At 44.4% G+C, this 22,097-nt stretch carries 15 protein-coding genes and 1 rRNA gene; 4 read left to right on the top strand and 12 right to left on the bottom strand.

Annotated elements, in window-relative coordinates; translation table 11 throughout:
• The 5 genes from G517_RS0117065 to hldE all read right to left on the bottom strand — a co-directional run.
• A 16S ribosomal RNA gene (locus tag G517_RS0117065) occupies nt 1–68 on the bottom strand; the annotation flags it as partial.
• A 563-nt stretch (nt 69–631) separates the two neighbouring features.
• Nucleotides 632–1,843 (bottom strand): phosphoserine phosphatase SerB, encoded by a 1,212-nt coding sequence (gene serB, locus G517_RS0117060; RefSeq protein ID WP_028305400.1) that lies wholly within the window; start codon nt 1,841–1,843, stop codon nt 632–634.
• Nucleotides 1,844–2,235: 392 nt separating this feature from the next.
• Entirely contained in the window at nt 2,236–4,131 is a 1,896-nt protein-coding gene (locus G517_RS0117055; protein ID WP_036592056.1) for an LTA synthase family protein, read from the bottom strand.
• Between the two features lie 73 nt (nt 4,132–4,204).
• Nucleotides 4,205–5,029, bottom strand: a complete 825-nt coding sequence (locus G517_RS0117050) for a mechanosensitive ion channel family protein (protein ID WP_028305398.1) — start codon at nt 5,027–5,029, stop codon at nt 4,205–4,207.
• A 12-nt stretch (nt 5,030–5,041) separates the two neighbouring features.
• On the bottom strand, nt 5,042–6,475 hold the full coding sequence (hldE, locus tag G517_RS0117045; protein WP_028305397.1) for a bifunctional D-glycero-beta-D-manno-heptose-7-phosphate kinase/D-glycero-beta-D-manno-heptose 1-phosphate adenylyltransferase HldE: 1,434 nt from the start codon (nt 6,473–6,475) through the stop codon (nt 5,042–5,044).
• Between the two features lie 151 nt (nt 6,476–6,626).
• Between hldE and waaF the strand changes: the two genes are divergently transcribed.
• From waaF to G517_RS0117025, 4 genes are read left to right on the top strand one after another with little or no spacing between them, the layout of a single operon-like run.
• Nucleotides 6,627–7,628 (top strand): lipopolysaccharide heptosyltransferase II, encoded by a 1,002-nt coding sequence (gene waaF, locus G517_RS0117040; RefSeq protein ID WP_028305396.1) that lies wholly within the window; start codon nt 6,627–6,629, stop codon nt 7,626–7,628.
• Between the two features lie 10 nt (nt 7,629–7,638).
• Nucleotides 7,639–8,880: an O-antigen ligase family protein gene (locus G517_RS19855; RefSeq protein WP_036592052.1), complete on the top strand. Its 1,242-nt coding sequence runs from the start codon at nt 7,639–7,641 to the stop codon at nt 8,878–8,880.
• Nucleotides 8,873–9,625 (top strand): glycosyltransferase family 2 protein, encoded by a 753-nt coding sequence (locus G517_RS0117030; RefSeq protein ID WP_028305395.1) that lies wholly within the window; start codon nt 8,873–8,875, stop codon nt 9,623–9,625. Before G517_RS19855 ends, G517_RS0117030 begins: the two co-directional genes overlap by 8 nt.
• Entirely contained in the window at nt 9,622–10,656 is a 1,035-nt protein-coding gene (locus tag G517_RS0117025) for a glycosyltransferase family 4 protein (protein ID WP_028305394.1), read from the top strand. Before G517_RS0117030 ends, G517_RS0117025 begins: the two co-directional genes overlap by 4 nt.
• Nucleotides 10,657–10,764: 108 nt before the next feature.
• On the opposite strand, the gene rfaD is transcribed toward G517_RS0117025, so the two are convergent.
• The 7 genes from rfaD to G517_RS19850 all read right to left on the bottom strand — a co-directional run.
• A complete protein-coding gene (rfaD, locus tag G517_RS0117020) occupies nt 10,765–11,811 on the bottom strand; it encodes an ADP-glyceromanno-heptose 6-epimerase (RefSeq protein ID WP_028305393.1) in 1,047 nt (348 codons plus the stop codon).
• 73 nt (nt 11,812–11,884) lie between these two features.
• Nucleotides 11,885–13,051 carry a nucleotide sugar dehydrogenase gene (locus tag G517_RS0117015; RefSeq protein WP_028305392.1) on the bottom strand — a complete coding sequence of 389 codons (1,167 nt, stop codon included), beginning with the start codon at nt 13,049–13,051 and terminating at the stop codon, nt 11,885–11,887.
• Between the two features lie 54 nt (nt 13,052–13,105).
• Complete coding sequence (locus G517_RS0117010) at nt 13,106–13,777, bottom strand: hypothetical protein (RefSeq protein WP_028305391.1); 672 nt, start codon at nt 13,775–13,777, stop codon at nt 13,106–13,108.
• 220 nt (nt 13,778–13,997) lie between these two features.
• The gene (gene traF / locus G517_RS0117005) at nt 13,998–15,356 is read right to left on the bottom strand and encodes a conjugal transfer protein TraF (RefSeq protein WP_028305390.1); all 1,359 of its coding nucleotides are present in this window, start codon (nt 15,354–15,356) and stop codon (nt 13,998–14,000) included.
• 166 nt (nt 15,357–15,522) lie between these two features.
• Nucleotides 15,523–17,112 carry a phosphohexomutase domain-containing protein gene (locus G517_RS0117000; protein ID WP_028305389.1) on the bottom strand — a complete coding sequence of 530 codons (1,590 nt, stop codon included), beginning with the start codon at nt 17,110–17,112 and terminating at the stop codon, nt 15,523–15,525.
• 88 nt (nt 17,113–17,200) lie between these two features.
• Nucleotides 17,201–20,221 carry a FecR family protein gene (locus G517_RS0116995; RefSeq protein ID WP_028305388.1) on the bottom strand — a complete coding sequence of 1,007 codons (3,021 nt, stop codon included), beginning with the start codon at nt 20,219–20,221 and terminating at the stop codon, nt 17,201–17,203.
• Nucleotides 20,222–20,301: 80 nt separating this feature from the next.
• Nucleotides 20,302–22,097, bottom strand: a 1,796-nt coding sequence (locus G517_RS19850) for a hypothetical protein (RefSeq protein WP_036592048.1), incomplete at its 5' end; no start/stop codon positions are given.

Genomic DNA, 22,097 nt, shown 5'->3' with positions numbered 1-22,097 from the left:
CGCTCGACTTGCATGTGTTAGGCCTGCCGCCAGCGTTCAATCTGAGCCATGATCAAACTCTTCAGTTTAAAAAAGTTGACTGATCCATTTATCCGAAGATAAAAAGACAATCCAAACTTGGCTCAAGATATAACTAACAACTTAAACGCAATACACAGTATTGTTTGCGAACAAACAATACATCAATGAATTGATTCGAGATTTGAAAGCTTACCTTGATGATCTTGTGACTTTTCCAAGATCGCCTCGGCAAGCGCCCACACGAATTATCTGACTGAATTTTTAAAGAGCTGTTAGACAAGAAGCGCTCAAAGCGAATCGACTTGCTTAACTGAGGCTGCGTATTATACAGATGCAATCCTCGGTGTCAACACTTAAATTAAAACTTTCAAAACTCTTTTCAACGTTGTTTATGGAGAAAAGTGATAGAAAACAAAGTGTTAACCGTTGCAGAGAGACTTGCTCTGTGACAACGAGGGCGAATTATACCCACAAACTAAGAGAGTGCAAGGCTTTATTTAAGGTTTATGGTTTTTATTTCAAACAATTGAACCCGAAAGCTAACTTACAAGCAAAAGCCCAGTCGAACCTGGGCTTTCTCATTATAACCTATCGGAAACTAGAAAGACGTCTAGTCTAAATCCCTGTCACTATAACCAATCAGGTAAAGAATGGCGTCTAGGCCTAATGTCGATAACGAATGCTTGGCGCTCTCTTTAACAATAGGCTTGGCTCGGAAAGCAATACCCAACCCTGCTGTACCTAGCATTGGTAGATCATTAGCGCCATCACCTACAGCTATGGTCTGCTCAAGACGCACACCCTCATCAGCAGCGATCTGTTTAAGCAGCTCTTTTTTACGCTCACCATCAACGACAATACCCGTGACATTACCGGTCACTTTGCCGTCTTTGATTTCAAGCTCATTGGCATGAACATAATCAATGCCCAGCTTTTTCTGTAAATAGTGTCCGAAATAGGTGAAACCACCGGAAAGAATTGCAGTGGTATATCCCAGTGCGCTAAGTGTTGAAATCAGTTTTTCAGCACCTTCTGTGATCTTAAGGTTTTCAGCGATGCCAATCAGCACACTTTCATCCAGCCCTTTTAATAGCGCTACGCGGCGCTTGAAGCTTTCCGTAAAGTCGATGTCGCCTCGCATCGCACTTTCAGTAATCTCCGAGACTTGCTCACCCACACCTGCAGCCTTGGCCAACTCATCAATCACCTCAGCTTCAATAAGCGTGGAATCCATATCAAAAACCACCAAGCGGCGGTTGCGACGGAAAACATTATCCTCTTGGAAGGAGATATCCACGCCCAACTCATTAGCCAGACTTAAAAACTGCTCGCGAATTGTCGATAGATCATCAGGATCACCACGCACTGAAAACTCAACACAGGCTCGACTCTGTTCTGTTAATTCCCGTAGAGGAATACGACCAGAAAGGCGGTTAATGCGGTCGATATTCAGATCATTCTTTGCAACAACACCCGTTACTTTCGCAATATGCTCAGCAGTTACCTGTCTCGCTAGCAGGGTGACAATAAAGCGATTTTTACCTTGCCCATCAACCCATAGCCCGTAACTATCTTCTGTAACAGGGGTAAAACGAATATTAACGCCCAACTCATGGGCTTTAAATAGAACATCTCGCAATACAGGTGACGATTCAGCTTCTTCAGGAATGTGCACCAACACACCAAGAGACAAAGTATCGTGGATAACCGCTTGGCCGATATCTAAAATATTCACGCCGTAGCCAGCAAGAATCTCAGTAATAGAAGAGGTAAGCCCTGGTTTATCGACGCCAGAGATATTGATAAGAATGATTTCTTTCATGAACCTGCCTGTAAAGGTACCTAGTCTTGACATCCTCCCTCCACTAAATCAGATAAGCTGATTCTAGTGGGGGATTCCTACGACTAGACGGCCATGCCCGACCGCATTAGTCGCCCTAGCCAAAACGGGCGGCTAACTGATTCGTTTTCCCGTCTTACGGTTAGGATTGCTTACAACGCGTAGCCATAAGCTCAGACAAGAAACGGAGGATATAATGTGTCTATTGTGGTTTTCATACTCCAAGCAGTCTAATGACTCAAGCAATCCTGAAGCCCGATAAGAATAGGATAAGAAAACTTGCTTTGCAAGTTGCGCTATCCATCGCCCACCAAAACATCTCGCTTAGGCTCGATGATTTTGGAAGGGGAATTTCGCACTATCCGTTAAAATATCTATTGCTCAGCACTGTCTTGCACCCATTGATTATTTTTCAATAGCCTATCGGCGTATTGAAGCCGCCACTTAGTACTGGCAAGTTGCTCTTGAGCAGGTTCGTTTAAACCCGAACGATCATCTAATAACGTTTCTTTTTCTGTAAAAGCAACCTCTGCACTAGAGGTAATTAACCCTGTAACAGCGCCTTTATAGACAACAGCAGAGCCTGCCGTATCGTCCCGCCAAAGTGAGCGGCCAAACGTGCTGACATCTGTCTCGACGCCCATTAACTCTAGTAAGCTTGGCATCAAATCATACTGAGAGGCAATATCAGTTCTATGCTCAGCCGGCAAGCTACCATCAGGTGTATAAATAATCAGTGGTATATGAAACTGGCTGTGTAAGTCATCAGAGTTCACTCGCAACACATGATCGGCACTAAAAACAAAAACCGTATCTTGATACCACGGCTCTTTAGCAGCTTCGGTCATAAACTGCTCGATAGACCAATCAGAATAACGCAGAGTATTGAGAAAACCTTCTTCATTGGCATCAGAGTGCGGGTAAACATGGAATTCCGCGCCTGGATCTGAAAAAGGCTCGTGGGTTGTGCCGGTAAAGGTGAAAGAGAAAAAAGGCTGCCCTTTCTGATACTGAGCATCAATACGGCTTTTGGTATGCATAAGGGTTTCATAGTCCCAGCCAAACCGAGGAACCTCTTGCGGATAATCACGCAATATCGGCATATCCTCTTTGCCTGAATACTCTTTAAATCCCAAGCTCTTCGCAATACCGTCCATATGAAAAGAGCGCCGATTCGAGGACTGTACCATTAAGGTATAAAAACCTTTTTGATCGACTTCAGCCGCTAGGCGGCTTAGCGCGTTAAGCTCTAACCCATAACCCAAAATCGGTTGAGTCGATATAACGGGCACCGATGCTAATACCGCCTGAATCCCCAAGATACTACGTTGACCTGCTGCATAAAAACGATCCCAAACCACCGACTTACGAATTAACTGATCCATAAAAGGTGTCACCTGATAGTGACCACCAGCCAAGCCATCAATATATTTATAACTCCAGCTTTCTAGCAGTACAAAAACAACATTTTTTTGCTTAAACAACGGCTGTGTTGTCAGCTTAAATGCAGCTTGGCGCTCTTTATAGTTGGGATTTTGCTGGAATTCGGTAGCCGTTAAATAGCTGAGTCGCTTATGGGCATTCGCCCGACCTTCTTTGAGCGCGACAAAAGCGCCATTAAGCGTTAAATTTGCCTGCTGCTGATTACCTTGAGAAAAGGCATCGACAATATCCAAGGGCTTACTTTGAAGAATGAGCCCTCGACCTAAAAAAAGAATAACGAAAAAAGCGCTAATAGCGAGAGCACCCCGCGACCAATAACGCTGAGGCAAGCGTCTATTTTGATATTTAATCGGTGAAATAATAACAAAATACCAGCCGACTATAACCAATAAAATGCAGAACAGTGAAGCCATCGTTTCAAGTAAACGGGAACTTAGAGCGATATCAACAATAATGCCAAAATCATCCTGCAGCCGTGTAATCTCGCTGCCTAGATGACGCTTTACTTCACCAAAGTAAGAGATGTCCGCCAATGTAACGGCTAGCACCACTAACATAATAATCAGCGATATCCCGCTCAGAAACTGCAAAACAACTCTTTTTTGCAATCGAGCCGACGGTACAATGAGAAGTAATAGAATGATCGACTGAGACAGAACAGTGATCGATATATCAAAACGGATTCCCTGAGCAAAGGCTACAAAAATTTCCTCTGTGGATAACATAGAGAAATAATCAGGATAGCTTGCTAACAGAGTAAGTCGACAGACAAAAAGAATCGCAACAGAAGCTGCAATGATCTTAAAGGGGAGCTTTAGGAAGTGCATAAAGATAACGTCCAGAAATACCAATGAGCCGATATATAATCAGCCCATTGGTAGCTACTGCGATAGGAAAGAATTAGTGATCTTGGTGCTGATACAGATGAACATCCCGTTGCGGGAACGGAATAGAAATCCCCTTTTCATCAAAGGTCAGCTTAATTTTTTCTGTCAGATCAAACTTTGTTGGCCAGTAATCGGCAGCATCAACCCAGACCCTTACGGTAAAGTTCACCGAACTATCCCCTAGCTCACTAACAGCCACTAATGATTCAGGTTCTTTCTTACCCCTCGGCTCCGCTGCAATAATCTCTTTCAGAACTTCTTTAACCAGACGAATATCATCATCATAGCCAACACCCACAACAAGATCCAAGCGACGGGTCGGATTGGCAGAGTAATTCGTTAGATTACCATTCACTAGAGATGCATTTGGTACCACAATCATCTTATTGTCTGGCGTTTTCAGGCGCGTATTTAGCATGGTGATTTTATCGACACTGCCGGAAACACCAGAGCCTTCTACAAAGTCACCTTTTTTAAAGGGGCGCTGAGACACCAAAAGAATACCTGCTGCAAGGTTTTCCATAGAACCTTTTAACGCCAGACCAACGGCCAAACCTGCCGCACCTAATGCAGCAATAAGAGAGGTGGTATCAACACCAATCTCACTCAGTACCGAAATAAAGACAATAACCAGTAAAACACTATGGGCGATCTGACCGATGAAATTAGCAGCAGCTTCATCCATATTTTTCTTCTGCAGCAGCCTGATCAATACATGCTTAACACGCTTAACCAGCCATAGACCGATAACCAGTAAAAGTAGCGCAGGCCATATTTTATCAGCCCATTGAATTGCAATATCAGTCCAATTTTGGAACTGAGGAGTTGAAAGATCCATACACTTACACCCTTATGATTTTAAGCTTGATTGATGAGCCGCTTTAATAATGCCCGTTGTTGAATAGCCATCCTCAAAATTGAGAACCTTAACAGTACCACCTGACGCTATAACGCTATCAGCACCTGCAATCTCGTCAACGCTGTAATCGCCTCCTTTTACCAGTACATCGGGGCCAAGTGCTGCAATAAGACGAGCAGGAGTATCCTCTTCAAAGGGCACAACCCAATCCACTGAAGCTAGCCCGCCCAAAACATGCATACGATGTTCAAGGCCGTTAATAGGACGGCTTGGGCCTTTTAAACGAGAGACCGATGCATCTGAGTTCACCGCCACAATGAGTTTATCCCCCAACTTTCTAGCGTGGGAAAGATAGCTCACATGCCCTGGGTGCAGAATATCAAAACAACCATTCGTGAAAACAACTTTTTGCCCTAAAGAGCGAGCTCTTACTAAGCTGTCTATCAGCTCAGACTCCGTTAATACTTTTCTATTTTCAAGCCCGGCATATTCCTCTATCGCTTGATTCAACTCAATAAGAGATACCGTTCCTGTGCCCAGTTTAGACACTGCAATACCTGCTGCAATATTCGCAATTTCAACAGAATCAGGAAGACTTAAACCCGATGCCAAACCTGAAGCTAACGTTGCAATAACGGTATCGCCTGCCCCTGTTACATCAAAAACAGCCTGCGCATTGGTCGCAAAATAGACTGGGTCTTGTTCCGCCATAAAGAGCGTCACTCCCTTTTCGCTACGGGTCAGTAGCAAAGCATCAAGCTGTATCTCTCTCATCAGATCAAAAGCGCGCTTAACAACCGTTTCCTCATCACTGCAAGCACCCACTACGGCTTCAAATTCTGCCATATTAGGCGTTAAAAGCGTCGCCCCTTTATAAATGGAGAAATCAGTCCCTTTAGGGTCAACCAAAACCTGACAATTCTTTGCTCGTGCCGCTGCAATTAATGCCGTTGTTTGCTGTAAAGTTCCCTTAGCATAGTCTGACAATACAACCACTGCCGCACTTTCTAAATAAGGCTCAATCTCAGACTGAACCTGCTTCGCATCCTGTAACGAAAAGATCTCTTCTTGGTCTAAACGTAACAACTGTTGATGGCGGCTCATAATTCTTAGTTTACTGATTGTTGGTGCCGAACCTGCTTTTACCAGTACCGATTCAACCAAGTGCTGATCAAGCAATAGCGCCAGCTCCTTGGCTTCGTTATCGTCACCAACCAAACCTGCAATCTGCGCCTTGGCATTTAATGCTGCAATATTTAAAGCAACGTTTGCAGCGCCACCCGCCCTAGCTTCAACAGCCTTAACCTTGACCACAGGTACCGGCGCTTCAGGGGAGATTCTATCGGTTGAGCCATGCCAGTATTTATCCAGCATCACATCCCCAATCACTAACACTTTGCTCTGTGTCGGTTCAAAAAATTTCATGCGGTCAAAGCCTTAATTATCAAGTTCACAATAAATCAAACGTATTAAATCACAGTGGACCGAAACAAGTTCGCCAACCTTCATCGTGTATGGGTAAAACTGGGGAAAAAGTGTACCATTACACCTCATAATATAAGCCTGATGAGTTACGATGAGAAAATACCTAATTGTAGGCCCCTCTTGGGTAGGCGACATGGTTATGGCCCAAAGCCTATTTAAACTATTAAAAGCTCGCCACCCTGACGCTATCATCGATGTAATTGCCCCTGGTTGGTCAACGCCAATTCTGGAAAGAATGCCAGAAGTACGCAATTCTATCACACTAAAAACCGGCCATGGCGAGTTCAAATTCACCGATCGCTGGACGTTGGGAAAATCCCTGCGCTGCGAGAAATACACCCATAGCATTACCCTGCCACGCTCATGGAAGTCAGCCCTAGTGCCTTTTGCCGCACAGATTCCCCATCGAACGGGATTCCACGGTGAACAACGCTTTATCCTGCTGAATGATCGTCGCAAACTCGACAAATCAGTTCTAAACCAAACGGTGAAACGCTTCACCTATTTAGGTCTAGACCGCTCAGAAATACTCACCTCTGAGCATATTCATTATCCTCAGTTAGAGGTAAAACACGAGCATTGGCCGCAGCTTGCGGAAAAATTCTCATTACAGGTGAATCAGAAAGCAATAGCGATGATGCCAGGGGCAGAATACGGCCCTGCAAAACAGTGGCCTCTAGACTATTTTCACCAGTTGGCGGAGCAACTAGAGCACAAAGGTTATCAGGTTTGGATCATAGGAGGCCCTAAAGATAAGGCCGCAGGTGAAGTCATTAGCAATAAACTAAATAACACCTACAATCTATGTGGAAAAACAAGCCTTTCCGACGCGGTTGATTTGCTAGCGCAAGCGGAGCAGGTTGTTAGTAATGACTCCGGTTTGATGCATGTTGCCGCCGCAGTAGGCACAAGAGTGCATGGTATCTATGGTTCTTCCTCGCCAGAGTTTACACCGCCACTGACCGATAACAAGGTTATCCATACGCTAAACCTAGAGTGCAGCCCCTGCTTTAAACGCCAATGTCCCTTGGGTCATTTGAAGTGTTTAACCGAGATACGTATTGATTCAGTATTAAGCAGAATTGTTAACTAGAGACAAATTAATGCGCTCACAGTACGCCATACCTCCTGGGATTTTCTTTACATCAAGCAGTGTGTTTTTATTTTCAGCTATCGCCTTAACGGTTAGCTCAGGCTACACGCTAGGTGCTCTATTGCTTTTTCTTGGCAGTATACCGCTCCTTATCCAGCCCCGTTTTTGGCCTGAATTAACATCTGATGATAAAAAAATCCTTCTCGTGCTCGGCTTATTTGCAGCCGTATGGATATTAGAGGTTCTACTAACAGACCAAGGCTCCCGCGAACTGGATAAACCCAGCCGATTTTTAATGGCGATGGGGGTATTGATACTATTGCTGCGCTTTCCTCCTAAGGCCGCCTTTCTTTGGTCTGGTATCGCATTAGGGGCTATCGGTTCAGGGTTTCTAGCCAGTTGGCAAAAATTTGTTTTAGGAATGGCTCGCGCAGAAGGCCATACCAATAGCATCCAATTTGGCAATATATCCATGCTATTTGGCTTACTTTGCTTAGCCAGTATCGGTTGGTGTTTATCACAACCGCACCACAAAAATAAATGGCTTATTTTAATGGGTCTAGGTTTTATAGCCGGCTTTTTGGGCTCCATTTTATCCGGTAGTCGAGGTGGCTGGGTCGGGCTACCTTTTACCGCATTGGTACTCTATAAAAGCTTTCAACCTTGGATCAATAAAAAGCTATTAGTAACGTTAATAGCCGCATCCCTACTCCTTACCGCACTCATATACGGTGTACCTCAAACCGGCGTCCAGATGCGTATTAAACAAGCCCTTAGTAATGTTGAAACGTATCAAGACGGAAACGCGAACACTTCTGTTGGCCTACGCTTTGAAATGTGGAAAGGTGCCACACAGCTATTTTTAGAAAAACCGCTGACCGGCTGGAGTGAACCCGGCTATCAAGCCAGGATGGGAGAGCTGGCCGATCAAAAAATCATCACGGATAACGCCCGACGTTTTGGCCATGCTCACAATGAATACCTTGATGTGGCGGCTAAACGCGGCATTGTCGGCTTAATTGCGCTCCTGTTGATGTATCTATGGCCCATTCGCTTATTTTTGAATATTACTCAAGCTCAAGACCTTAAGGTGCGCTCATATCAGGCTGCTGGCAGCCTGCTCTGTGTTGCCTATATTGATTTTAGCCTAACCCAAGCCTTTTTAAGCCATAACAGTGGCGTTATGATCTTTGCTTTTATGCTCGTGATTCTTTGGAGCATAACCCGCGACGAGGTAAGTCATCATGCTTAAAGAAACGAGCGTTGTTATTATCGTAAAAAATGGTGCCGCGCACATTGAAGAGCTGTTGAACTCCGTGATTGATTTCAACGAGGTTGTTATTTACGACAACGGATCAACCGATGATACCGAGTCCTTAGCCCGTAATTTCCCCAATGTGAGCTGGTACTCAGGAGACTTTCTCGGCTTCGGGCCAACAAAAGCCCACGCCGTTAGCCTAGCTAAAAATGATTGGATTTTATCCCTTGATGCGGACGAAATTGTTAGCGAAGCATTGAAAAATAGTCTCTTGGCATCCCGTATGGAAAATAGACAGGCAGGTCTTATACTACGAGAGAATCATTTTCTGGGTCGAGCCATCCGTTACTCAGGCTGGGGGAAAGACCCTTTAATCCGTTTCTTCAACCGTACCAGCGCCCAATTCAATGACGCTAAAGTTCATGAGCAAGTCGTTCCACAGCAAGGCGTTAGTATTGTTCAACTCTCTGGCGTGATCAAACATTACGCGGTGGATGACCTCTCTCAGTTTCTAGAAAAAGTGAATCGTTACTCATCCATTCGGGCTGAATCCGGCCTCAAGGCACGACACCCGATACTTATTATTCTAAAAACTTTTTTTGCTTTTTTTAGAACCTACATACTAAAACTTGGCCTATTGGACGGATGGCGAGGGCTAGTTATCTCTGTATCCAATGCCAATGGCGTATTTTGGAAATACATAAAAGCTTATGCCAAGAAAAAGGTAAAAAACTCTTGAATATTCTACACGTCAATCTTGCGAAAGGCTTTCGGGGTGGCGAGCGTCAAACCCTGTTACTAATCGAACAGCTATCAACATTGGGACACCAGCAGGCTTTGGTCTGTCGCCCTGATTCTCCTCTTCGACAGCATCTATCCAAGGTAGACAATCTTCGATTTATTAATGGCTCCCACCAGCTATCCGCCCATATGAACCGCTTCAAAGCCGATATTGCACATGCCCATGAAGCCCGAGCCGTTCACTGGGTGTATCTGCATAAACTGCTACGCAACACGCCCTATATCATCACACGCCGAGTTGACGTACCGGTAAAAAACAAGCTCTTTAATCGTCTCAATTATCGTACGGCATCAGCTAGGGTTGCTATATCCAGTAAAATTGCAGCACTATTAAATCAGCTTGACTGTGGAGCCGTTGAACAAATACCTAGCGCCTTTGCCCATCTGCCTAAAAACGATAGCGTCATAGAAGCCTTTAAAAAAGACTACCCCAATAAGTTTCTTATTGGTCACGCTGGAGCCTTAGTCGACAAGCATAAGGGGCAGCTTGTTTTAATTGAAGCCGCTCGTATACTGCAAGAGCGTTATCCTCAATTTCAGTTTATTTTTCTGGGTAATGGCAGTGACGAGGCTCTATTAAAAGAGGCCTCAAAGGACTTGAGTAACGTCAGCTGGCTAGGCTTTAAAGACAATATTGCAGATTATTTACGAGGTCTGGATCTCTTTGCATTTCCATCCCGCAATGAAGGGCTTGGCTCAACGCTACTGGATGTTATTGATTGCGGCGTACCCATTGTAGCCTCAGATGCGGGAGGGATACCGGATATTATTCAGCATCAAAAAACAGGTCTGTTGGTTCCCGTCAATGACAGTGTTGCCTTAGCCAATGCCCTAGAGCAGCTGTATAACGATGTAGAGCTACGCCAGAAACTTATCCACAACGCCAATAGACACTTAAAAGACTTCTCCCCAGAGCTTATGGCAAAACGTTATGACGCACTGTATAAAATCATTAAACACTCACGATAAAATAATTAAACATCTCACGCTAGATCACCGACATTAGATCAAATATAAAAAAACACCTTATATTCCAAGGAACATAAGGTGTTTATGGGCGATATTAACGGCTAGGAACTAGTTCAAGGCTTGATTCAAACAATCAAGATACGCTGAAACACCTTGTTCCACAGAGGAAAAATCGTCTGTATAACCCACCGTTCTCAGGGCGCTGATATCCGCTTCAGTAAAACTCTGATAAGCCCCTTTCAGGTGTTCAGGGAAAGGCATGTACTCTTTTTTACCTTCAATAGGAGCTTTCTTACCTTCAATAGGAGCTTTTTTACCTTCAACAGAGGCTTTTTTACCCTCAATAGGTGCGTTGCCGGATATTCCATTGTTTTTATGCCATGCAATAACCGCATCGGCTACCTCGTTAAAACTTTGGCAGCGGCCAGTCCCCAAATTAAAGATACCGCTCTTTTCGGGGTTCTGCCAAAACCAGAAATTAACCTTAACCACGTCATCAATATAAACAAAATCACGGCGTTGCTCACCGTCACCATAACCGCCACTACCGGCAAATAACTTACAAACGCCAGTATCCTGAATCTGATTATTAAAGTGAAAAGCGACCGAGGCCATAGAACCTTTATGCTGCTCCCGTGGGCCATAAACATTAAAATAACGAAAACCTACGACCTGACTTTTGAACGTGTGCTGTATTCCACGAACATACTGATCAAACTGCCACTTGGAGTAACCGTAGACATTTAACGGCTTCTCAAATTCACGGGATTCTTTAAATACCGCACTACCGCCATAAACCGCTGCACTAGAAGCATACAAAAATGGGATTTTACGTTGAAGGCAGGTATGCAATAAGATTTTGGAATATTCATAATTGTTCTCCATCATAAACTTACCATCCCACTCCGTAGTGGATGAACAAGCCCCTTCGTGGAAAACAACGTCAACATTATCAAATAGCGGATCATCATCCATCGCCATTGCAATAAAGTCATCTTTATCCAGATAATCGGCAATATCGCAATCGTTCAGGTTATAAAACTTTTTACCATCACTTAGATCATCAACGACAATAATATCTTTTCTGCCTTGATCATTAAGCATCTTCACGATATTACTACCAATAAAACCAGCACCACCGGTTACAATAATCACATAAACACCTATTAGCCGTTGAAAAACAATAATTTAGCCGTTAAAAAATCACGATACTAATCACGATAAAGCACTAATCGCTGCCAAATAAATCACGGGTAAACACTCGGTCAGCAACATCTTCAAGCTCAGAAACAAGGCGATTTGCAATAATCGTAGAAGCCGTCTCTTTAAATGTTTCAAGATCCTTTTCTACTTTTATTCCCAAAAAATCAGCCCCGTCGTAAGCAGGTTCATAGATAACAATATCCCGCCCCTTATCCACAAGGCGTTCAATCACATCAATAATCGCTGATGCTCGAAAGTTATCAGAGCCTGATTTCATAACTAATCGATACACACCGATAACACCCTCTGAGGATTTAGCCACCTGATCAGCAATAAAATCTTTGCGCGTCACATTAGAGTCCACAATGGCCTGAATCAGGTTACTGGGAACCGAGTCATAGTTAGCCAGCAGTTGTTTGGTATCTTTAGGCAAACAATAACCGCCATAACCAAAAGAGGGGTTGTTGTAGTGTGTGCCGATTCGAGGATCAAGCCCAACACCTTGCACAATTTGCCGTGTATTAAGATGATGAACCGCAGCATAGGTATCCAGCTCATTAAAATAAGCCACCCGCATTGCAAGGTAGGTATTAGAAAACAGCTTAATCGCCTCAGCCTCTGTGGAGCCTGTTAATAAAACGGGCACATCACTGATCTTAGCGCAACGGGCCAACATATCGGCAAAGAGGCGGGCTTGCTCGGTTTCAGCCCCAACAATAATCCGTGAAGGATAAAGGTTATCGTATAAAGCCCGTCCTTCCCGCAGAAACTCTGGTGAGAAATACAGCAGCTCGTAGCCTAACTCCGCCCTTAATGACTCAGTAAAGCCAACGGGAACCGTTGATTTAATAATTATCGTGGGATTATGCCCTGTATCAATCACCTGCTTAACAACCGTTTCAACACTTGAGGTATCAAAATAATTGGTCTCAGAATCATAATCCGTAGGGGTTGCAACAATCACATAATCAGCATGATGAACAGCATCTAAATAGTTTGAACTAACCGAAAAAGATAGCGTTTGATCCTCTAAAAACTGTTGAATCTCGGTATCGTCAATCGGCGATATTCCCTGTTTAAGCAATGCGACCTTTTCAGAGTCGGTATCAACGGCTATGACATTATGCTGCTGAGCGAGTAAGAGCGCATTTGATAAACCAACATAACCCGTGCCTATAACAGCAATATTCATATAGATTCTCTATTCTTTTGCGAAAAATTATTAAATAACCATTAAAAAAACCACTTAATTGGCACGGTTACTATCAGGCGTCTTTATTTTTTTAAACACATTAAACAAAGCCATCAAGGAACCTATAAAAATTATCGAATAACCATAAAGTTCAACACCTTCTTGTATGGCTGCTTTATAACTATAAGTATAGTTTTCACCCATAATCGGCTCCCATATTTTCGATGAACCAAACAGTCGGCTAAAAAATAGTACGAGCAAAACGCCAAAAGCGGTAAATATACCGCTAGGGCTTTCTAAAAAGAAATAAAGCGATTTTTTGGTTATATTCCAACTTTTTATCGCGATAGAAATCCCCAGAATAGCAACGATAACCGCAGGGTATTTCCAGAAACCATGCACGATAGCATCTAGAAACATATCTATTTCACGGATAAACAATACGCCATAGAATGCCGCTACAAGGGCAGAAAATGGTCTAATATCTTTATTTTTAAAATAAATAACAAGCCAGAAAACCAAGCTTAATAGCAAAAAAGACTCCTGCAAAAGCTCTGTAACCGAGGTTTCCGATATCTCTTGCTGGAGAATCACCATATCGACATATAAGATAACTGGAGCTATCAAATTGAAAAAGCCTAATAACAGAAAAGCACCTAACCGCTTTCCTAGGGCCAATCCACTAACATTACCAGCATTATCGTGACCAACATTATTACTAAACATCGAAGTAAACCTCTACCATCCAACCATCCGCTGCGCTAACAAAAACCTTTTAAGCTAATGAAAAACATGATTTTCTCAGCTTGCAGGTTATTCCTGCCGCAAATTCTACCCTCTATAGAAAAAAAAAGATAAAAAAAGACCCCCAATGTTGGGTGTCCAACTATTGGGGGTCACTTCACTTTTCAGCTAGAGCTTCTTCTAAGACAACAACCCTAGCGACTTAGAAGGTTTCTTCAAAGCTGAGCTGTATACCCAAGCGACGAGGAATGCTATCACCATCAACTTCTGTTGTTTCTAAGCCGTAGGTTGCGTCTAGGTTCATAACGCCTCGGAAAAGACCAATACCAGCATTAATGGCCGACAGTTCTTCACCCACTAAATTTTTCTCGTAGCCTAACCGTATTGTAGGAATCAGAGTACTTGCAGGGAAGAATGATCCCGATACATGCATCATCTGCACTTCATCACCAACCAGATCATCGACTTTGTTCAAGTCCATGCTGCCAGCAAGCATAAACATACGGTCTTTAAGAAAGGCCGCACCATCAACGGTCGTTTGAGGATCAAGGGAAATAGTCTGAGTACCAGATGTCGTATTTAAATCATCGCTCAGGCTAGACTCAAGCTCTGGGCTATTCAGGTTTTTTAGTGTTAAACCTAACTGATAATTCTCCGCAGCCCAAACCGCCCCCACATCAATACCAATAGCGGTACTGTCTTCAGATTCTTCTAGACCATCAGAGATTAAATCGCCAACGTCTTTGTCATCATCACGATCAACTTTGGTTTTTACCGATGCCAAAGATGCGATATACAGATTTGCCTTAGCCCCTAGGATTAACTCACCTTGAAGGGGGCCAATCTCACGAATCGAGCTAATTGGCTGACTATAACCTAAACCAACCTGAAACAGGGTTCCGCCTTTAACTACAACCTGAGAGTCGGTCTTAAAATCATTCAGCTGGTTGTAATCGGTAATACCAGAAGCATCGGCGGGCAAACCACTAAAAGGAGCATCTTTAAACGTCGCAGAAGAAACAAAGCCGACACCAGCATCTAGACTGATAACGCCGGGTAACTTAGGTACCTGAAAGACAACCGGTAGACCCGGAATAGACGAAGAAAAAGAAGCTTTAATGCGGCCATCGTCACCAAAGGTTTCTAGCAAACTATTAAAATCAGTTTCAATACCTTTGGCCGTATTAAATGCTTCTGTTTCACTAGCAAAAATAGAACTCGGGTTTGTGCCCATCGTCGCATTAATCGTGGCATCTAACTTATCATTGAAATCATCCAGATCTGATATGAGTCGGTCAATATCATCTTCAAAGTTATCAGCCTTACCAAATTCAACACTTCCGCCAATCTGAGACCAATAACCAAAACGCATACTTTCGTTATTATTGATATCAAGAGCGATATACCCTGCAGCAGGATTATATCGCACACTATTAATTGTCGTAGGTGATGCCACTTGGCCTAACGTCGTTGATGCGCCATAGCTACCAATTAATACTGCAGCCTGAGCAGGGGCGGCAAGGGCTAAGGTGATAGCGGAGCAAAGAAGCTGCTTTTTCATGGGAGATCCCTGTTACCATCAGAAAAGTACGTATCATCAAAAAAGTACGTTATATATTGGTTTTTTTAGATTAGCACATTAATTAATCAAAGAAATTAATCTAACTAATTTTTTATACCGGCTTAACAAACCACAGCACTTTTTTATGATTAAGCAGACTCATCTTTTAGGGCAGCACTAGCGCCCTATCGAGTAACGCCCTAGCCTCGGCGATCAACGCGTTTAGGTGGGCTTCACCTTTAAAGCTCTCCGCATAAATCTTATATAATGGCTCGGTACCACTTGGTCGAGCAGCAAACCAGCCATTCTCAGTGATGACTTTAATACCACCGATAGCCGCCTGATTGCCGGGTGCGTTAACCATCACCTGCTGAATCAGCTCACCGGCAAGTTGAGTGGATTGAATGCTTTGCTCGTTAAGATTTTTAAAGCCTGCTTTTTGCTCTAGCGTTAACGGTGTATCAACTCGGCGATACACTGGACGGCCATAATGCTCCGTTAGTGACTGATAATACTCCGAAGGTGATTTTCCAGTAACCGCCATAATCTCTGCGGCTAGCAGGCAAAGCGCAATACCGTCTTTATCCGTTGACCACGGACGGCCATCACGGGTTAATAGTGTAGCCCCAGCACTTTCTTCACCACCAAAGGCCAGCCAGCCTTCTTGAAAGCCATCCACAAACCATTTTAGCCCCACAGGCGTTTCATATAGCTCACGGTTATGGCCTGCAACAACGCGGTCAATCAGAGAAGACGACACCAATGTTTTGCCAATTTTTAGATCTTTTGACCAATCAGGTCGATGGGTTAATAGATAATCAATACACACGGCTAAAAAATGATTCGGAGCCATCAACCCCTGTAAATCAACAATACCGTGTCGGTCAGCATCAGGGTCATTACCAAAGGCTAAATCAAATCGATCTTTAACCTTTAATAAGTTCGCCATCGCAAAAGGGCTAGAGCAATCCATACGGATTTTGCCATCATGGTCCGCAGGCATAAACGAAAAACCGCTATCAATAAGGTGATTAACCACCTCAACCGTAATACCTGTTTGATCCTCTAGCGCCAGCCAAAGAGGTAAGCCAGCCCCACCTAATGGATCAACGCCCAGTTTAAGATTCGCTTTACCAATGGCATCCAGATCAATCACTTGACCCAAATCCCCTAGGTATTGAGCGGTATAATCAAAGGGATTGGCTAACCCAATGGCCGTCTCAAGCGAGACTTGCTTAACCCCATCTAAGCCTTCCGTAAGATAATGATTAGCCCGCTGCTGAATCCAGTCCGTCGCCTCACCACCGGCAGGGCCACCGTGGCAAGGGTTGTACTTAATACCGCCATCTTCTGGCGGATTATGAGAGGGCGTAATTACCAAGCCATCACTCAGCTGATCAGGATGTTTCTGGTTATGAACAAGAATCCCATGACTAATCACAGGAGTCGCGGTAATGCCTAGCGCCCCATTATCAACCATCACTTGAATATCGTTAGCGGTTAAAACCTGCAACACCGATGCCCAAGCAGGCTTAGAAAGCGCATGGGTATCGCGACCAAGATATAAGGGGCCTTTATAACCCTGCGCGCTACGATAGTCCGCCACCGCCTGAGCAATCGCTAAAACATGATGTTCATTAAACGAGGCACTAAGAGAAGACCCCCGATGACCCGATGTACCAAAACTGACCTGCTGCTGAGGATCGGCAGGATCAGGCTTAACGGTGTGGTAAGCCGACAACAAAGATAAACCCATGAGTTAACTCAATACCCTAATCAAATTTGATTCATTATTTTATCAAAAAGCAACACTGTTGTTAGATCGTATAGTTAGATCGCATAAATCAAGGGGTAGGGCGCTCCATCAAGGCCGTACCTCGACCATCTAAGTTACCAAAATCACCCATTGTTTCTATCATCAGCATTAGCGCTTCCGCCTTTGTACCGGCAAAACGACCACTTAACGTACCGCTATCAAAATTACTGACCGACGTTGGTGTTAACGCCAGATAATCAAAACCGCTTAAATCAGGTAAATCAGCGCCTATAGCCTCAAGCCCACCATCTGAGCCAAAGTCAAGATTAATATCCATCGTCGAGCTAGTGAAATCCAAGCTTACGGAACCATCACTTAAATAAGAGCCAGCAAGATTATTGATGTTACCGCCGCCTACAAAGCTAAATGTCACCACCGGCCCTGCAGCAAGCTCTTCCAGCTCTGTTATATCCTTAAGCACTGGCAGGGCATCAGTAAAGATATAAGGCAGATCGCCTAAGCTAGCAGGGGTGATAGCAGGATCACTACTTTCCGCCATATAATCATTCTCAGACCAATACCCCCAATACACATTCCCCCCTGGGACACTACTATCGATCAATGAGGATTGACTAGGGCCTGTAAACCCAAAAGAGATGTCATTTCCTTCTATAGTCTCAAGCCCTAATGTGCAATCAAACAACGAGCAATCAGCAGCGACAACACCAGGGCTAAGACCTAAATCATTGGGTAGACCAAGCAGCCCAACATCAATATTTTTATGTTCAAAAAGAATAGCTACATCATCCTGCAGACCTAGTGACGACACCTCAACAGACAGCACCCCAAATGCACCATCAATTAATCCTGAATCACCTGCAAACCCACCTGAAAAGAAACCATTTGCAGTTGTATTGTCAGGCGATGAGTAGTGGAAACCAGCTAAAGGCATACCTGATGTCAAAAATTCTGAAATAGAAACACCATCATACGACTCTAAGAAAATATCGTCAGTAGCGCCTAATAAGGTAAAAATTCCACGTAATTTTTGATCCATCGTATCAAAATTAAGCTGCGCACTATTCAAAACCATATCACCCAATACCGGCTTCAGTTCTGTCGTATCTGCCACCATAAGAAAATCAAAGGTATAACTCGCTGTATTCATCAAGGAAGTAATTTCATCGGGATCAGTCATCACCGTTGATGCCGCCGAATAAACCAGATCAACATCCGGTGTGATTAATAGCTCCAGAGAATCCGTATCAAGCAAACTATAATCACCGGCAGGCCAGTAACCTAAGTAAGCACTCGCACCCGACTCATAGGTATAATGAATACTCTGAGCCTCAGCTTTACTATCAGGTACCCTTCTTTGGTAGCGAATAGAGCCAGTATCAGCTCCGATAAAGTACGGAACCGTTTCACCAGAGGTTAACGTAGTATTCATCCAAGAGGTATCACCACCTTCAAAACGATAAGCAGTACCCGAAAGCCCTGTAAACATCAGACCTTTAGCCCCCGACGACGTTAAAGGGTTCGTTGATGAGTCCCCCATCATCTGATCGCAATGGGCATAACCTAACCCCGTACAGGTTACTAACGCCATATCCTTCGCGGCGCAGGACTCATAACCTTCAGCCTGACAAACCTGCTCCGCCGCTAAAAACTCATCTTTTGCTGAACAAGAAGCATAACCTTCAGCCTGACAAACCTGCTCCGCTGCTAAAAATTCATCTTTTGCTGAACAAGACTCATAACCTTCAGCCTGACAAACCTGCTCCGCTGCTAAAAATTCATCTTTTGCTGAACAGGAAGCATAACCTTCAGCCTGACATTCAGCCTCAAGTAATAAATAGAACTCCTTAACGCTACAAGAATCATAGCCTTCAGCCCGACACGCGGCCTCACTCTCTAAAACAGCATTTTTTAGCGCACAGGAGGCATAACCTTCAGCCCGACAAGCCTGCTCCGCCGCCAATATCTCATTCCTAGACGCACAAGAGGCAAAACCCTGAGACTGACAAACCTGCTCCGCCGCCAAGAACGCATCCTTAGACGCACAAGAGGCAAAACCCTCATCACGGCAGGCCTGCTCTAAATCCTGTGAAACATCATCGCTTTCTTGCTGTGTAATCTGTTCCTTCTGATCGTCAGCGTTATCGGTCAACAAATCATCCGCCCATAAACTAGGATCTGCATCCCCAGCCGGTAGCCTTAAATTGCTTTCTGGAGGCGGTCTTGAGCCATTCCCCGGTGGCAGCCCTTGGTTATTCCCAGGTCGCCTAGGATTAGCATTACGATCACCTTGGGGTGGCGCAGTACCAAAAACCGCATCGTCTGCCGGATAACCAGCAGGCGGAGCCACAGGGCTGAACATCACCAAAGCCTGCCCAGCACGAATCAAACGAGTGCTCGATGTAGTCGCCGCCGCCGCACCCTGCTCAACCATCAAATAACTACCGGGTTGAGAACCCGCCGGTAAATCTGGACTACCCGGTTCAAAGTGCAATAGCTGAATAATCGTACCGCGAATACCAATGGTCGCCACAGGTGTGCGGTAGCTAACATTTTGAGGGTTAGTATGGCCGATCGCCCCAGTAATAGAGCGCAGCCCACCACGGACAAGATCCGTTGTCTGTGTGGACTCTTTTCCATCATTTTTTTGATAACTGTAACGGGTTAGCACCATTTCAGAATTAGGCCGAAGCGCCATCGTACCGCCATCGGTAAAACGGATCTGCGCACTACTGGCCGCCGCCGTAATAATACGATCACCTTCAAAAACAGAGTCACCTCGGGTGGCTGAAAGTTGTTCGCTGCTGCCATTATCCTCAATATCACCAATGCTACGCTCAAGCGAAACCTGCCCGTGGGTAAACATCAACTTGCCTACAGCCTCTTTGTCTACTACTTCTTTAGCTGCCTTAGCCCCACTCGCAGCCAGAGCAGATACACTCACGGTAAGTAAAAATAGCATAAGGAAAGGCAACGTAACCCAAAAATAGGCAACAGATGAGCGACGGGTAGAATGGTAAGTCGAGTAGCCACGACCCCATTCTTTTCTAGGGTTAAGCCAACGTGATATTTGATAGGGCAGCGTATTCACTCTTTTTCTCCGTCGTTTATCATCACAGGCTAAATCACATTAGCGCTAAGAGCATTCTATTAACGTACCATCAGGGTAGATTAACGCATCATCAGTGCCGATCCTCGACCATCTAAGCTACCGGAACCACCTGTTGTTTCTAACATCAACATCAGCGCTTCCGCCTCAAGACCTGCAAAGCGGCCACTCAATATGCCACCATCAAAGTTAGTAGGTGAAGAGCCGGAAGGTGTTAAAGTTAAATCGTTAAAGCCGTTTAAATCAGGTAAAAGGTGAGTGCCTGCAAGTCCATTACCAGAGATAAAGTCAAGGTTTACAGCCATGCTGCTATTATCAAAATCTAAGGCCACAGAACCATTGTAAATAGAATCAATAAGCTCACCACCTGAATCAAAAATATCACCACCGGCCATAAAGTTGAACATCACCACCGGCTGTCCTGTAATCCCTTCCAGCTCTGTTAAATCTTTAAGCATTGGCAGGGTATCCGTGAAAATATAAGACAGCGCCCCCAAACTAGAAGAAGAGACAGGGCCTATATCAGGACTGCTCGCTTGCACCATATAGTCAGCGTCAGACCAATAACCCCAATAGACACCACCGCCACCGGGTATCTCTGAATATTCAAGCACAGGGGCTTGCTCACCTATAAACTCAAGCGACATATCCATAGTCTTTACTATTTCAGGAGCCTCCCCCATCCCACACTCAGAGCAGGTAAGATCAATCAATCCCGCATTAATGCCCAAGCTGGAAGGAAATCCTAGCAAGCCAATATCAAGAGCGCCTGTCTGCGAAGGATCTTTTTGTGGAGGATCAATAGGAGACAAAGCATTATGATCAAAAATAATAGCAATATCGTCTTTTAGATTCAGATCTGGTACATCAACAAATAACGTACCAAATATCCCATCAATTGATGCCGAATCACCAGCAAATCCACCTGAGAAGTAACCACCAGCGGCAGCTTCAGTTTCAGAGGAGGAGGAATAATAATAACCGGTTAAAGAAAGACCAGATGCTAAAAACTCTGAAATAGAAGCACCATCGTACGATGCTAAAAGAATATCGCTAGAAGCTCCTGTCAGGATAAAACCGCCCCGTAACTTTTGATCCGCAGTATCAAACTCCATACTTGCTTCACTTAACAGCATATCACCGAATATTGGTTGAAACTCCGTGGTATCTGCCACCTTATTGAAATCAAATGTAGAACCTGATGACGCCATTAATGTGCTTATATCATCCGCACTGCTCATCACAGATGATGCCGCCGCATAGACCAAATCAGCATCCGGAGTGATTAATAGCTCTAAAGAATCCATATCAAGCAAGCTATAATCACCCGCAGGCCAATAGCCTAAATAGGTCGTCACACCTGACCCCGAATAGGTATAACGGATACCTTGTGCCTCTACCTCACTATTAAGCACTGCTCTTTGATACCGAATAGGCGCAATCTCAGCTCCAATAAAATATGGAACAGACTCACCAGAGGCCGATGTCACATTCTGCCAATAAGTTTCACCACCTTCGAAACGATAAGACGCACCCGAAAGGCCTGCAAACAATAGCCCCTGCTGTTGATCTTCGCTAACCAATGGGTTTATTGATGAGCCACTATCTCCCATCATTTGATCGCAACTGCTATAACCTAACCCCGTACAGGTTACCAACGCCACATCCTTCGCTGCGCAAGACTCATAACCCTCTGCGATACAAGCCTTTTCCGCTTCTTGAGCAGCTAGATACTCATCCTTCGCCGCACAAGATTCATAACCCTCTGCGATACAAGCCTTTTCCGATTCTTGGGCTGCCAGATACTCATCCTTCGCCGCGCAAGACTCGTAACCCTCTGCGATACAAGCCTTTTCTG

Source organism: Oceanospirillum maris DSM 6286, from assembly GCF_000422865.1.
GTDB classification, from domain to species: domain Bacteria; phylum Pseudomonadota; class Gammaproteobacteria; order Pseudomonadales; family Halomonadaceae; genus Oceanospirillum; species Oceanospirillum maris.
Note: the sequence above shows the minus strand (reverse complement) of the source record. Positions and strands in the feature narration are given on the sequence as shown.